The sequence below is a fragment of the Priestia sp. KCTC 13724 genome (assembly GCF_056820425.1).
The window spans coordinates 32,693-47,552 of the sequence record NZ_JBXDLD010000030.1 but is presented as its reverse complement, the minus strand read 5'-3'; the positions used below and the strand labels follow the sequence as shown (position 1 = coordinate 47,552).

Here is a 14,860-nt window from a genome sequence, read left to right as displayed (position 1 = left end):
GGAGGTACTCCTTTTTTGATGTCTATAAAGTCTTGCGAGACATAGGGTTCAGATTATGAAATTCATTCAAATAAAAAGAATTAAAAAATTTCTCCTTTTGTCCGATAAATAGTTTAAAATATTCATAGATTTATTTATTTAAGGAGGAACGTATGAAAAAAGTAATTGCTGCTTTAGTTGTTATGTTCATGCTTAGCTCAAGCTATTCCGTGGTAAACGCAAAAGCTGAAACAAACCCAACTGTAAGCGTCCAGCTTAAAAATTATTTGAAAAACAAAAAGGAAATTCAAATTCAAACATCAGAAGATGCAGCGACATCTTATGAAGGAGTTCGATTAGAAGCTAATCAGACCTATCTCTTAAAGGTAGAACAAGGGAAAATTTCTTTATATAAAGGAACGACCAAATTAAAGGAAGATACAACCTTTAAGCTATACACTAATCAAACAGCAGAAACGCGTATTGAAGGAAGAGTGTATAGTGGGAGTTTTGATTTTGTGATTGAAGGTAACGAATATATACTACCAATTAATCATGTATCAATGGAAGAGTATTTAAAGGGAGTCGTTCCTAACGAAATGATTCCAAGTTGGCCTGTAGAGTCATTAACTGCACAAGCTATTGCAGCACGTACATATGCAATGGGGCATTTGAACAAAACAATTAATGATACCATTCAATATCAAGTATACGGTGGGAAAACAGTCTATGCTAATACGAATGCAGCTGTTGAGAAATCATATGGTCAGACACTTACATATAATGGTAAATTAATTAGCGCACTGTATTCATCTAGTAATGGTGGAGTTACGGAGTCAAATGCTAATGCGTGGTCAGGAACATCGCTTCCTTATTTACCAATTCAAACCGATTCATATGATCCAAAGCACCCTTGGAATTTAACGGTGAACAAGCAGCAAATAAACATAGAAAACTTAGACTTAGTTCGCTATAAAGAATGGTGGAGTGCCATTAAAGAAAATGATAAGGAAATTACTGATAACATTAAAGCCTATTTACAGAAAAAAGATTATAAAGGGAAAGAAATTAAGGTTGTCTCAATTCCAAAGCTAGAATTCACTGAAAAGAATACTAGTAATCGTTATAATAAAGGAAGCTTAGAAGTCAAGTTTATTGTAAAAGACGATGTTGATTCAGAGGGGAAACTTAATGTGAAAACATTGAGCTTAAATAATGTAAAGTCTTCTGATATTCGTCCAATTATTGGGGTAAATCTTATCAAAAGTTACTATGTGACTGAACAAAATGCTACTGATAAAGAAACGGTACTAAAAGGTCTAGGATATGGTCATGGTGTAGGAATGAGTCAATACGGAGCTTATTATCGTGCCAAAGCTGGTCAAACCTATGATCAAATTTTACGTTTTTATTATCCGAATGCAGAGCGCACGCAGCAATACAACCGTGAAGCAAAGCGTTTAGCAGGCCCAGAACGATATGATACAGCTGCAGAAATTGCAAGAGAAGGGTGGACTACGGCTCGAACAGTTGTCATTGCAGCGGGAGGGAATTTTCCAGATGCGCTAGCAGGAGCCCCTCTTGCAGTTCAGGAAAATGCTCCACTATTACTAACAACAGGTCATGAATTGCATCCAACTGTAAAAGCAGAGCTCCAGCGTTTACAGCCTGAAAAAGTAATTGTATTAGGAAGTTCAAGAGTTATTCGAGATTCAGTATTAGATGAAATTAAGCAGTTAGGTGCTAAGGAAGTCCAGCGTTTAGGAGGAGCGGATCGCTTTGAGACGTCAGCGGCAATTGCTAAACAAATAAATTCTTCGAAAGTAATTGTAGTGAATGGACAAAACTTCCCAGATGCTCTATCAGTAGCTCCATATGCAGCGAAAGAAGGAATTCCTATTATACTAACAAGGCCAACTTCAATTCCTGCAGCTACAGCACAAGTGCTTGAAGGAAAAGCAGAAGCTATTGTTATTGGTTCTGAACAGGTAGTAAATGCAACAGTTTACAATTCTCTTCCAGCTAACCGAGTAAGATATGCAGGAGAACATCGCTATGCAACAAATCAAAAAGTTGTGACGAACCTGCTTGGCAATACAAAACAAGCTTATGTTGCAGCGGGAACTAATTTTCCAGATGCACTAGCTGGCTCAATTTTAGCTGGAAAACGTGGTGTGCCAGTTATCCTAACAGATGCAGACAAGTTGCCAGCGGGCACAGCTGATATTTTAAGCGGCTATAAGGATTTTACAGTACTAGGTTCTACTCGCGTAGTAAACGATTCTGTAGTTAATGAGCTAGAAGAAATTGCAAATAAATAAACAACAAAGCCGTGGCAAAAACGTCACGGCTTTGCTTGTAAAACTGGAATGCGAATAGTGAAAGAAACACCTTTATCTAAATTTTGTACTGAGATTGTCGCATTATGCATAGTAACAATCCGCTTTACAATACTGAGCCCGATGCCAAATTCTCCTTTTGAACCTTTTTCAAACGGTTCAAAAATTGTAGATAGTACGTTCTCTTCGATAGGAGGTCCGTCATTTGCAATTCGACACTCTACAATATCTATCCCTTCACGAATTTTTCTGTGAACAAAGATAGAAATAGATGATTCAGCGTATCTAATCTGGTTTTCTAAAATGTTCTCAATAACTTTGGTCCACTGCTCTTTATCACCATCAATTGTCACTTTATCATCTCTAATATCCCATTGAATTTCAGTACGACTCCACCGCAGCCTATCAACTACCTCGCCGATAAGTTCTGACAAAGCAAACGGCTCATGATTGACAGGATGAGCAGATAAGTAATCTAGCTTTGTTAAATATAGTAAGTCACGGATTTTCTTTTCCAATTTCAGTGATTCATCTTCAATGACTTGAACGGTATTGGATAAATCTCCTTTTGGATAAATACCATCTTGTATGGATTGAGCGTAGCTTCTAATGACCATTACAGGCGTTTTCAAATCATGTGAGATATTTTGAAGAAGAGTTTGTTGTGCTTCTTCTTTTCGAATGAGTCGTTGTCGCATTTGTTCTATAGAAGAACCCAATTTTCCAATTTCATCCGTACGATCTAACGCTACAGGCTCGTGCCATTCTTGCTCTGCAATTCGCTTAACATGTCTCTCAAGTGATACAAGAGGGCGACTTAAATATTTTGCGAGCCAAATAGAAGGAATCCAGCTTAGAAGGAAAACGATGGACATTACGACTAATAGCTGTTTAAATAAAGCGGAAGCTAAAGCATTTCGATACGTATCCCATGAAAACGATAATAAAAATGCAGGCTGGTCGTTAATGATTACTTTACTAATTACATAAAATAACGTTCGGTTACCCAGGTCTTTTTCATACCTTTCGACAGTTGATTCTTGATCTTGAGCTAGCTCCTGTGCATGTCTTAAAAAATCTTGAGGTAGAACACGCGATGATAGGTAGGAAATATCGACATTTTCAGGTAATAAAATGTGGTCTACCGTACGGTTTCGTAAAGATGGCCCGTTTTCGTCATTGCTAAAATAATATTCACCAGACCGGCTAGGCAACCCGTATTCTTTTAAAATATGCTGTTCATTTTCAATACTTGTATAAATTTCATCCGTAAAGAACTGTCTAAGTGCGCTTGGAAACAACGTAGCTAACAAAAGTGAGATAACTAGCAATATGCCTGAGATGACAAGCCAAATTTGAAAAGCAAGAGATCGATTTTTCATGTGCTCATCATCCGATAACCATATCCATAAATTGTTTCAATTCGAGCGTGTGGGAGCTTTTTCCGAACTCTGCGTACTAAATCATCCACAACTCGGTCTGAACCGAAATAATCCTCACCCCAAATAGAGTTTAATAACTGCTCGCGTGAAAATGCTTGACCTATGTCTTTAGATAATGTGACAAGAAAATCAAATTCTTTTGACGTTAAATCAATAGGCTCATTGTTTTCATATACAGTTCGTGTAAGAAGGTCTAACCTATAGGGACCGATAGCAATTGTTGATTCGTGTTTTTGTTTTTGACCATACACAAGGTTTAAAAGTTTTTGAACACGAATAACGAGCTCACGAGGCAAGAATGGCTTGGATAAGTAGTCATCGCTTCCCATTTCAAGCCCTAACACTCGATCAATATCTGCATCTCTAGCAGAAATGAAAATCACAGGGATATCAGGGGTAGCAGACTTAATTTCACGAATGAGATGATAACCATCGATATCAGGAAGCATGATATCTAAAACCCAAAGACTAGGAGGGGTATGAATCATTGCTTTGGCATCTGTTCCATTTGAAAATGAAGTAACAGACCAGCCTTCTTTTTGTAAATAAAGAGTTAAAACTTCATTTAAGTTTTGTTCATCTTCGACTAAGTAAATTGTAAAGCTCACTTTATACACACTCCTCTTTCTATTCAAAGCTATTATACTATGTGTTTGGTAGCAGAAAAAATTTTTTCACAATTTCCCATATTCTTTTGATACTTATCCCAAACTTTTGTTATATAGTGTAAATAACGAAAAACATAATTGAATGTAAAGGAGCCAATTATATGGAACCAAGAGACTTTAATCAAAATAACAATGATGGTGAATATAACAGTCAACCTAATAATGACCAAATGAAAGCTCAATACGATGCAGAATATCAACAAGAACCAGGTATGAAACAAGAATATCCAACTTATCGGTCTGAGCATGTAAGAGAAGAAAAATCTAAAAGAAGGTTTTTACCATTTCTTGCATCGTCCATTGCAGGTGCTGTGTTAGGTGGAGGAATTGTATTATATAGTGCACCTCACCTAGGGTTCACAAATGATGGAAGCCAAACGAATAACGCATCTACTTCAACAAGCGCTACAACTACAGCTGCTACAAAAACTATTAGCACCAATGTAAGTCAAGGAGACCTGGTATCCGTTGTAGATAAAGTTTCACCAGCCGTAGTAGGCGTAAACAATATCCAAGAGCGAACAAATCCCTTTTCAGGAGATACGCAAACAGCAGAATCTGGAACAGGTTCAGGCGTTATTTTTAAAAAAGATAATAACAAAGCGTATGTTGTAACAAACAACCACGTAATAGAAGGATCAAGTAAGGTAGAAGTTACGTTATCAAATGGGAAGAAAGAGGATGCCCAAATTGTAGGTGCGGATCCGCTAACCGATTTAGCTGTTTTAGAGATGGATGCTAAAAACGTAGAGGCAGTAGCTGAATTTGGTGATTCTACTTCACTTGTTGCCGGAGAACCGGTACTTGCAATTGGAAACCCTCTTGGTGAGCAGTTCTCAAGAACAGTCACACAAGGTATTGTAAGCGGTACGGAGAGAACGGTAAACATTACAACATCAGCTGGGGAATGGAACTTGGATGTTATTCAAACAGACGCAGCTATTAATCCAGGAAACAGCGGTGGAGCATTAATCAATGCTGCTGGTCAAGTAATTGGTATTAATAGTTTAAAGATTGCTGAAGACGGTGTAGAAGGAATCGGTTTTGCTATTCCAACTGCAGATGTTCAACCTATTATTGACAAGCTAATGAAAGATGGAAAAATTAATCGACCATATATGGGAGTGGGGCTACAGGATGTAGCAGGTTTATCAACTGCCATTAAAGAAAATGAGCTAGGCCTAACAGAAGATACTTCTGACGGTGTTGTGGTTACGACAGTTGAACCTTTTTCAGCTGCTTCAGAAGCTGGCTTGCAATCAAAAGACATCATTGTAGGGATAGATGGTAAAGAAGTAAAAACATCCAGTGACTTGCGCAAGTATTTATACACGGAGCGTGCAATTGGAGATAAAGTAAAGCTTGACGTTTACAGAAACGGAAAAAAAATAAACCTTTCACTAACGTTGAAACAGCAAGGCAACGATGAATGATATACACAGCACGGCAGCTATTTCTATTTTTAATCGCTGTCTTGTTGATTACTGGGTGTGTAAATGCTTCAGAAGAAGTTGTAAAGAAGCACATTAAAGCTCATTTTCAATCGAAACAGTTCTTTCGAGACAAAATATCCGAAGAAGATGTAAAAGGCTACTTTGACAAAGCGGGATATAGCGCTGAATTTAAAACAGTTGAAGAAGCGAAAGAGCCAATCCTTCAAAAGCTTGTACAAAAAGCTATCAATAACTATGTTCAGGATGAATTAAAGAGACAGGTTAAGTACGTTCAAGTCTCTTGATTCACCTTTTATATAGATTACTGAGGTTGGGACATAAGCATTTCAGCTAATGATCTATCCGAACGATCAACAGTTGAATACTTTTGATCGTTCAGATATCTTTTGTTGAGACAGAATCATTTCGTTATGTCCCAGTCTCATTCTGTTTGTTCTTTTCATTGATGAAGCCCCCTTTTATCGTGATAGAGCAATATAAATGAAATGAATAAAAATAGAAATAGACAAATGTTTTTGCAAGTGATAAGATAGGGTTGTAAAATCTTTCATTATTCGGAAAATTCATTGTCCTTTCACCTTTTGGTTGAAAGGCATTTTTTTGTTTAATTCGCATACATAAAGATAAAGAAAATAAAATGACTAGTCTCCATTCATACTCCTCAGAGGCTGGGACATAAGTAATTCAGCCAATGATAAACCTGAACGATTGAGAGTTTCTCACTTTTAATCGTTCAGGTTTTTTGTTGATTGTGAAAACAATGTTGGAAACAGGGTGGAATGGAGCGTAGGTCACTCGACTCCTGCGGGAAAGAGAGGGAAAACGGAGATCCCGCAGCGCAGCGAGGAAGCTCAGGTTCCTCCCCGCGGAAAGCGAGTGGCCGTAGCGCAATGGAACGAACGTGTTCAGACAAACCAAAAAGATTGGAACAGCTATTGTTCGTCTCTTAGAAGCAATCATTTTGTTATGTCCCAAACTCTTTTTGCAATTAAATGTTAATATGTAAGGTTGCCTTATGAAAAGAATTGAAGTAAGTCATAGTCTAACTTATTTTTCTTTTAAAAGATAATCGATAAAGCCGGGTTTCATTTCGACTTGAGAAATACCGATATGAGATACAGTATGTGCAAAAGGAGTAACTTCATCGATGAAATTTTCAAGTTCCTTAAGGTTTGGAAGCTGTAACTTTGTAATAAAGCAGGCTTTTCCAGCTATTCGTTCACAAAATAAAGCGTATGGATAAGTAGCGATAAATTGTTTAAAGCGACGATATTCACCGTTTTTAATTGTTGCCTCAACAAAACAAGAAATAGGAAGCCCTAATTTTTCACAATTAATAGTGACAGAGTATCCGCTAATAATACCAACTTGTTCCAAATTTCGAACCCGCTCAGCAACCGAAGGGGCTGATAGATTGACTAATTTTGAAAGTTCTCTCATGGAAAGTCGAGCGTTAGTAGTTAACTCCTTTAAAATATGTAAATCAATACGATCAATGTTCATCTATTCTCATCAGCTCTTTCATTTTTATATTCTATTATAGTGAAAAATGATAAAAATTTCTGCGTTTTGCCTTCTTATTTTTAGGGGGATTTTATTATTTGAAAAAGGTATTGACATACCAAAAATGTGGGAGTAAGATAAGGTGAAACTTTAAGTAATAACTTATTTTTCCATTTAAAGTAAGTCACAAATAGATGAAATCGCTGAATCCTAATAGGAGCGGAGGAACCACTTTTGCACACTTTGTGCTCGGGGTGAATCCTTTATAGGTAGGGTTACTCTCATAACCCGAATCCGACAGCTAACTTCGCAAGCGTTTTGAGGGGGAGATGGAATGTGTAAAAAACACAGGAGCCTTCCTGTGTTTTTTTGTGTGGAAATTAATCGTTACAATAAGTAAGATCATAAAAAAAGAGCACAATAAAACAAGAGAGAAACCGGAATAGGAAAGGAAAGTTTGAAATGAAAAAGCAATTTGCGGTGTTAGGATTAGGGCGTTTTGGCGGCAGCCTTGTAGAAGAATTCATCAATCTAGATGTGGATGTTCTAGCGATTGACCGCAATCAAGAAGTTGTCAATAAGTACACAAATACAGCCACTTATGCAGTGCAAGTAAACGGTGTGGATGAAGCAAGCCTTAAAAGCCTTGGAATTCGAAATGTTGATCATGCAATCGTATCATTTGGAGACGATATTGAAGCGAGTGTATTGGTAACAATGTTACTGAAAGATATGGGTGTGAAGCAGGTGTGGGTAAAAGCAGTAAATTCATACCATCAAAAAGTACTTGAAAAAATTGGAGCCGATAAGGTCATTCACCCTGAGCGAGATATGGCGAAACGAATTGCGCATCACGTAGTTTCTGAAAAGATTATTGATTACATTGAACTTTCAAAGGACTATAGCATTGTAGAAATAATGGCTTCAAAAAAGATTCATAATAAAACATTATTTGATTTAAACATCCGTTCCAAGTATGGGTGTAATATTATTGGTTTTCAACGTGGAAATGGTGAAATGGTAATTTCACCAACAGCCCATGAAATTATCCATGAAGGTGACATGCTCATTGTTATTGGACATAATCGGGATATTAATCGCTTTGAGGAAGAAGGCGTATAATCAATGAGTTTAGCCAGAAGTATTAAGCTAACGCCCCCCCAATTATTAACATCAATCTTTGGAGGGGGAATTATTATTGGCGCATTACTTTTAATGCTTCCATTTTCTACAACGGAACCAATCTCTTGGATAGACGCCTTGTTTACCTCTACTTCAGCTATGACGGTAACGGGATTAGCCGTTGTAGATACAGGAACGCGCTTTACGGTATTTGGTCAGACGATTATTATGCTTCTGATACAGGTAGGTGGATTAGGGATCATGTCATTTGCCGTGCTGATCTTTATTATGCTCGGTAAAAAAATCGGTTTTAAAGAACGAATGATGGTCCAGCACGCTTTAAACCAAACTAATATTGGTGGCGTCATTCTTCTAGTAAAGCGCCTTTTTATCTTCTCTTTTGTCATTGAGTTGATTGCACTGATTTTTTTAGCCATTCGGTGGGTACCAGAGTTCGGCTGGGAAAAAGGGTTATTTTTTAGCTTGTTTCATTCAATATCAGCATTTAATAATGCTGGGTTTGGCCTTTTATCTGATAGCTTAGTGCAGTATGCAGGAGATCCACTCATTAATATTACGATTTCATTATTATTTATTATTGGGGGAATCGGATTTACGGTACTGGCGGATTTATGGGAGAAAAAGTCTTACAAAAAGCTTAGCCTACATTCAAAATTAATGATTATTGGAACATTTATCATTAATACTGTGGCGATGCTGTTTATTTTTTTCTTAGAGTATGGAAACGCCAAAACGTTGGGAAGCTTAAGTCTTGGTGACAAGATGTGGACATCGTATTTTCAAGCGGTTAGTACGAGGACCGCTGGATTTAACTCTATTGACATAGCTAACTTGACGGATTCAACAGCTTTTTTAATGATCATTTTAATGTTTATTGGGGCAGGGAGTGCATCTACTGGTGGAGGAATAAAGTTAACAACGTTTATTGTGATAACATTTGCCGTCCTTTCATTTATTCGAGGACGTGAAGATATTGTCTTATTAAAGCGCAGGTTAAGTACTGTATATGTTGTAAAAGCACTGGCTATTTCTATGATCGCAATTATGTTTGTGTTCTTCGCTACGTTTGCAATAAATATATCGGAACCGAACACGCCTTTTTTAAAGCTGATGTTTGAAGTTGTATCAGCATTTGGAACAGTTGGCTTATCCATGGGAGTAACGCCAGAGCTATCATACGTTGGACGTGTTATTATTATTTTTATCATGTTTTTAGGTAAGATAGGTCCGTTAACTTTAGCATTTTCTTTAGCTAAACCAAAACGTGAAAAAATTCGTTATCCAAATGAAGATGTATTGATTGGATAATAAAGAGACCGCATTCTTTGTTTTCACAGATAAACAAAGGATACGGTCTTCGTTTTAATTAAAACATAATAGTAGCGCCTAAAATTGTGGCGATCATTAAAAAGAATGTAACCATTAAGATTCCTGGTAATTTTGATTGATTGCGCATCCAATCAATCCCTCCTTTTCAATTATAGTCATGTTAAAGTGCCTTCTACCTATATAACGTATAGGTAATCAATTTAGATTCATTTTTTTAAAAAATTTTTAATGAAACCGAGAGCCTGTCCAGACTTATTACGCTTTTGCAGATATTGAGTTTTAGAATCGAAAAAAGATACGGTCATAAGGCAGATTGGCGTGTTACTGTTTAATAAAAAAGGTATTAGAATCCACGTTTGTCCATTGCAAAAACTCTTGTAGTGAATATAGTAAAATAGGAAGTCATTATGATTTCCTTTCACATCATAACGCCCTCTAATAAAGACCCGATGCATGACAATTCCCCCAACTGTCTGGTTCGATCGGTATATGACCATGCTATTTGTATGGTCTTTTTTTACATGTTAGATTAAAAGAAATAAAGTCATATATATAATAATTATAAAGAACTAAAGAAGGGTAGGTCTTTACTATTGTTTTTAAAATTAAAGAATGTTTAGAAAATTATTATAATATTATTTTGTGATAGTGATATAATAATATGAATATTTTAAAGATATTTTTTTGTACTTCCTGGTAAAATATACTCTTTAATTGTAAAAAAAATACTTTTTAAATGCCCTTAGATTTGCTCTTGTCAGCTTTTCTATACAGCCTATTAACCTATAGCCAAAAAGTTGTAAAAATAGATAATTAAAGGTAGTAAATCCAACTTTCACTGGCAAAGTTAATGGATTGTCTCTGCTGCTACTAAACTACTAAAACTAGCAGTGGAAAATACGAAAGGGGCAATGATATGAAAAAGTATAGTTGGTTAAAGGTTGTAACATCGTTAGCAATTACGGCAGGGGTGTTAATACCATCTACTGGAGGAGCTTATGCAGCAACTGAAGAAAAAGAACAAGTGATTGTAGGATTTAAAAGTAGCGTAAATGAAAAAAGTATTACAAAAGCAAACGGTAAAGTGAAAAAGAAAATGAAAGAATTACCGATTGCCGTCGCAGAAATGACTCCAAGTGAGGTTGAAAAGCTTGAAAAAGATCCAAATGTAGCTTATGTAGAAGAAGATATTCGTATATCAGTAGCAGCTGATACGCAAGACTGGGGAATCTCTAAAGTGAAGGCTCCTACAAGTTGGTCAACTGGTTTAAGTGGACAAGGTGTAAAAGTGGCGGTAGTTGATACTGGAGTTGCAACAAATCATCCAGACTTAAAAGTAGCTGGAGGAGCTTCATTTGTATCATATACATCTTCTTATAATGATGATAATGGACACGGTACGCACGTAGCGGGGATTATCGGTGCTGAAAATAACGGTACAGGTACGATTGGTGTTGCATATAACGCAGATATTTACGGTGTAAAAGTACTTGAAAGCAGCGGTTCTGGAAGCCTTTCTAGTATCATCGCTGGAATTGACTGGTCTGTAGCAAACGACATGGACATTATTAACTTAAGCTTAGGAACGTCTGTAGGATCTACAGCATTAAAATCGGCAGTTGATCGAGCTTATCAAAGTGGAGCAGTTGTAGTAGCTGCTGCTGGAAATTCTGGAAACTCTGCTGGAACAGGAGATACGGTAAATTACCCAGCGAAATATGATTCAGTTATTGCTGTGGGAGCTACGGATCGTTATGATCGCCGTGCTTCATTCTCATCAACTGGCCCTACTGTTGAAATAGCAGCTCCTGGTGCGGCTATTCTAAGCACATACTTAAACGGTCAATATTCAACGTTAAGCGGTACATCAATGGCTAGCCCTTATGCAGCTGGTATCCTAGCCTTATACAAACAGAAATACCCATCATATTCAAATGCACAGTTACGTCAACTGTTAATCAACAAATCAATTGATTTAGGACCAGCTGGTCGTGACACGCACTTCGGATACGGATTATCACAAGCTGGTACTTTCTAATTTAGATAAGAACAAAGCAGAGCCTTGGCTCTGCTTTGTTTATACCTTTTCAGATAGTGTATAAAGCTCATCGGATGATGTAGCAATTTTATCAATACGATTTGTCAATTCTGAAATAATGGAAGATATTTTGTCTAGTTCTTTTTTTGTTAGAACGCTCTGCTGTTTATTTTCTGTTGTGACAGTTAAAACATTTGTGAAAAACGTTGTGATGTTATTCATATTTACCGTTGTGTCTTTTGTTAACCCCGCCACTTCATCTCCAATCTCAGCTACGCTTTTTATTTGTTTTTGAATATCTTTGATGAAAGTTGAAATGTTTGCGATTGATTTTTTTGTTTCCTCCGCCAGTTTACGAACCTCCTGAGCAACCACGGCAAATCCTTTTCCATGTTCCCCTGCTCGAGCTGATTCGATTGAAGCGTTTAAAGCAAGTAAGTTTGTTTGTTCAGCAATGGATGTTACAATCGCTACAATTTGTGTAATTTGCTTTGATGTATCTTCTAACGTTTTCATGCGTTGTTGAATGAGAGAAGTATTTTGCTGGATGCCATCAAGCATTGCTTGCTCTTGTTCGAGCTTGGTTTGGCTTTCAATTGCATCTTTGGAAACAATCTCAGCTAACTTTGAGCTTTTATTCGCAAATGACACAACATCCGCCGTTTGGCTGCTTATTTGAGAAACAAACTGTGCTGTTTCCTCAGATAGGTTAGCTAATAGAGAAGAGGTACGACTAATCTCATCTTGAATAAGCTTTTTTTCTTGATATAAAAGTTGTCGTTGTTCTTCAAACGTTTCTTCATAGGCAGTTAACACAATTTGTTGTTCTAAATTAATGAGCGTTGTAATACTTTTAATAGTTTGAATGCAGGCTTCTTTTTCGTCTATCTCCTCATGGCACAGGGCAATTAATGCAATTTGTAAGTTCTGAAAAGCGCATAAATACCAATTCGGTTCAAGACCAATTTTTACATGCATTTTTGAAATCATTTTACGCTTTTGTACAAACTCATCATCTACTTTGCCGTTAAACATTTCTAATATATGTTTTTTAAGCGTGTTTTTTAAGCGATCAATACTGCTATGCTTCTCAATGATGGTAACTAAGTGTTGCTGTTCTCCAATAGCTCGATAGAATTCGTTTACAATTGAAATAATATTTTCTTCAACTGCAGGCTGTAGCCTAACGATTCTTTTAAGGTCATCTAAGTTTAGACCAATCATTTTAATTTGTTGTTGAATTTCTAAACTAGATACTTGCATGCTTGCAGTCATTTCTTCAAGAGCAACTGCTTGTTCGGTATGTGTGTTTTTCCTAAACCAGTTCATAAAATCACCTATTATCCTTAAAGTTGTAAGCACATATATGGGTATATAACGGTCATGGACCCTTACTATATATTTCGGTTTGCTTGTTGAAAAGCTTGAGCGTTATTTTCAAAAATGTCATGAAAATGTGATGTGCTGTCATGGGATTGTTATGTTCTATTTATCTGATTGTGATGCGTGCATGATAAGGTGATACAGTGACCACTTTGATAGATAGTAGTGGGAAAAAATAGGTGAAGGAGTATGTATAATGAGGAAATTGGTTGCGTCTATGTTAATGGGAGGAGCCGTATTGTCTACACCCGTCATTGGACAAGCCGCTTCAAACGACGAGCTATTAAAACAAGGAATGAAAAACGAAAGCATCTATGAAGTCAAAGATTCTTTAAAGCAAGAAGGATATTTAAAGGGTAAGGTTTCTACATACTTTAATTACGAAACAAAAGTAGCAGTTCAAGCTTTTCAGCAAGATCATAATCTAGTAGCTGATGGAATTGTTGGAACCAAAACATATAAAGAAGGCCCTTCTCATGCAGGGATTTATTTAGGTGATAATCAGTTTATTCACACTTCTACCTCAAAAGGTGTAACAATCAGTGATAAAAACTCGAACTATTGGAGTGAACGTTATCTAGGTGCTAAAAAAGTAAAGTAATTTGAGAAAGAGACTGAGACATAAGTAGTTCAGCTTCTACTATACCTGAACGATTGAGAGTTCATAACTTTTAATCGTTCAGGTTTTTTGTTGATTGTGAAAACAATGTTGGAAACAGGATGGAATGGAGCAATGGAACGAACGTGTTGAGACAAACCAAAGAGATGGGAACAGCTAGTGTTCGTCTTTTAGAAGCCATCATTTTGTTATGTCCCAAACTCTTTTTTGTTTTGAAAAAAGTTAAATCATTGTGCACTCTTTCTTTGTAAGAATGCGAGACAAGCGCATATTTATCAAAAAATGTGAAAAAAGTTCTATCACTTCCTCCTGACAGCTTGTATATATTGGTAAAGTAATCGTTTGAGTGTTCTAGTGAAATTCAAATGATTCCATGACTAACAAGGAGGAAAAAAGATGTGGTGTTATAGCTATTACCGTCTCAAAAAGAAAATTAAGAGACTGTTATTTTCAAGAAGGTTTGGTACTTTCATTGAAAATAATACAAAAAAAGCAGTAGAAGAGGTTATTTATTCTCAGCGATTTCGAGACTACTTTATTCAGCTTGTAAGAGAAGCGGATGTTTCGCCTTTTAAAGAAATTGCGCTTCAATATTTAAATGAAGAAGTTGTCGTTTCAACAGTTGCGGGTCCTTTGCAAGGTACGGTTGCTGAAGTAGGCGATGATTATTTAAGGCTAACTGAAAGTGCCACTTCCAGCATTTTGTTACCATTTACCAGCATCATTACAATTCAAAAAGTTTAAAGAGAGGAGAGGAAAAGATGTTTCAAGACGCATTAAGAGAAAGCATTGGTTCATTTGTACAAATCATTACCCCAATTGATATTATTAGCGGTACATTAATTGCAGTATTTGAAGCTTCAATTGTTGTTCGTACATCAAGCTCATATGGAGAGCCTACTGATGTCACAATATCTTTTGCATCTGTCACATACATTCGTATTATTAGTGGAGATGAATAAA

The 14,860-nt window shown here is 36.5% G+C and carries 14 protein-coding genes and 1 riboswitch; of the genes, 10 read left to right on the top strand and 4 right to left on the bottom strand.

Annotated elements, in window-relative coordinates:
• The first annotated feature begins 152 nt into the window (after positions 1-152).
• A complete protein-coding gene (locus AC1UFB_RS04980; protein ID WP_100347078.1) occupies positions 153-2,300 on the top strand; it encodes a SpoIID/LytB domain-containing protein in 2,148 nt (715 codons plus the stop codon).
• A 23-nt stretch (positions 2,301-2,323) separates the two neighbouring features.
• Here AC1UFB_RS04980 and AC1UFB_RS04975 read toward each other — a convergent pair whose 3' ends face one another.
• Both AC1UFB_RS04975 and AC1UFB_RS04970 read right to left on the bottom strand, forming a co-directional pair.
• Entirely contained in the window at positions 2,324-3,700 is a 1,377-nt protein-coding gene (locus AC1UFB_RS04975; protein ID WP_100347079.1) for a sensor histidine kinase, read from the bottom strand.
• Complete coding sequence (locus AC1UFB_RS04970; RefSeq protein WP_100347080.1) at positions 3,697-4,368, bottom strand: response regulator transcription factor; 672 nt, start codon at positions 4,366-4,368, stop codon at positions 3,697-3,699. The genes AC1UFB_RS04975 and AC1UFB_RS04970 overlap by 4 nt, the downstream gene beginning before the upstream one ends.
• 272 nt (positions 4,369-4,640) lie before the next feature.
• Between AC1UFB_RS04970 and AC1UFB_RS04965 the strand changes: the two genes are divergently transcribed.
• The 3 genes from AC1UFB_RS04965 (at position 4,641) to AC1UFB_RS04955 (ending at position 6,881) form a co-directional block, all read left to right on the top strand.
• The gene (locus AC1UFB_RS04965) at positions 4,641-5,861 is read left to right on the top strand and encodes a S1C family serine protease (RefSeq protein WP_076512817.1); all 1,221 of its coding nucleotides are present in this window, start codon (positions 4,641-4,643) and stop codon (positions 5,859-5,861) included.
• The gene (locus AC1UFB_RS04960; protein WP_061786032.1) at positions 5,858-6,166 is read left to right on the top strand and encodes a hypothetical protein; all 309 of its coding nucleotides are present in this window, start codon (positions 5,858-5,860) and stop codon (positions 6,164-6,166) included. Before AC1UFB_RS04965 ends, AC1UFB_RS04960 begins: the two co-directional genes overlap by 4 nt.
• A gap of 490 nt (positions 6,167-6,656) precedes the next feature.
• Positions 6,657-6,881 carry a hypothetical protein gene (locus tag AC1UFB_RS04955; protein ID WP_326046565.1) on the top strand — a complete coding sequence of 75 codons (225 nt, stop codon included), beginning with the start codon at positions 6,657-6,659 and terminating at the stop codon, positions 6,879-6,881.
• Between the two features lie 48 nt (positions 6,882-6,929).
• Here the strand turns inward: AC1UFB_RS04955 and AC1UFB_RS04950 are convergent, their stop codons facing one another.
• Positions 6,930-7,385 (bottom strand): Lrp/AsnC family transcriptional regulator, encoded by a 456-nt coding sequence (locus tag AC1UFB_RS04950; RefSeq protein WP_025910809.1) that lies wholly within the window; start codon positions 7,383-7,385, stop codon positions 6,930-6,932.
• Positions 7,386-7,576: 191 nt separating this feature from the next.
• Positions 7,577-7,716: riboswitch (cyclic di-AMP (ydaO/yuaA leader) on the top strand.
• Between the two features lie 131 nt (positions 7,717-7,847).
• Between AC1UFB_RS04950 and AC1UFB_RS04945 the strand changes: the two genes are divergently transcribed.
• From AC1UFB_RS04945 to AC1UFB_RS04935, 3 genes are all read left to right on the top strand, one after another.
• On the top strand, positions 7,848-8,507 hold the full coding sequence (locus AC1UFB_RS04945; protein WP_025910811.1) for a potassium channel family protein: 660 nt from the start codon (positions 7,848-7,850) through the stop codon (positions 8,505-8,507).
• 3 nt (positions 8,508-8,510) lie between these two features.
• Positions 8,511-9,836 (top strand): TrkH family potassium uptake protein, encoded by a 1,326-nt coding sequence (locus tag AC1UFB_RS04940; protein ID WP_025910813.1) that lies wholly within the window; start codon positions 8,511-8,513, stop codon positions 9,834-9,836.
• 937 nt (positions 9,837-10,773) lie between these two features.
• A complete protein-coding gene (locus AC1UFB_RS04935; RefSeq protein ID WP_025910817.1) occupies positions 10,774-11,895 on the top strand; it encodes a S8 family peptidase in 1,122 nt (373 codons plus the stop codon).
• A gap of 39 nt (positions 11,896-11,934) precedes the next feature.
• On the opposite strand, the gene AC1UFB_RS04930 is transcribed toward AC1UFB_RS04935, so the two are convergent.
• Positions 11,935-13,224, bottom strand: coding sequence for a globin-coupled sensor protein (locus tag AC1UFB_RS04930; RefSeq protein WP_100347082.1), 1,290 nt, complete (start codon positions 13,222-13,224; stop codon positions 11,935-11,937).
• Between the two features lie 250 nt (positions 13,225-13,474).
• Between AC1UFB_RS04930 and AC1UFB_RS04925 the strand changes: the two genes are divergently transcribed.
• The 3 genes from AC1UFB_RS04925 to AC1UFB_RS04915 all read left to right on the top strand — a co-directional run bounded on the left by AC1UFB_RS04925 (position 13,475) and on the right by AC1UFB_RS04915 (position 14,859).
• Positions 13,475-13,879, top strand: coding sequence for an NlpC/P60 family protein (locus AC1UFB_RS04925; RefSeq protein ID WP_100347083.1), 405 nt, complete (start codon positions 13,475-13,477; stop codon positions 13,877-13,879).
• Between the two features lie 414 nt (positions 13,880-14,293).
• Positions 14,294-14,641 carry a DUF2642 domain-containing protein gene (locus AC1UFB_RS04920; RefSeq protein WP_076512772.1) on the top strand — a complete coding sequence of 116 codons (348 nt, stop codon included), beginning with the start codon at positions 14,294-14,296 and terminating at the stop codon, positions 14,639-14,641.
• A 17-nt stretch (positions 14,642-14,658) separates the two neighbouring features.
• Positions 14,659-14,859, top strand: coding sequence for a hypothetical protein (locus AC1UFB_RS04915; protein WP_100347084.1), 201 nt, complete (start codon positions 14,659-14,661; stop codon positions 14,857-14,859).
• Position 14,860 lies beyond the last annotated feature (1 nt).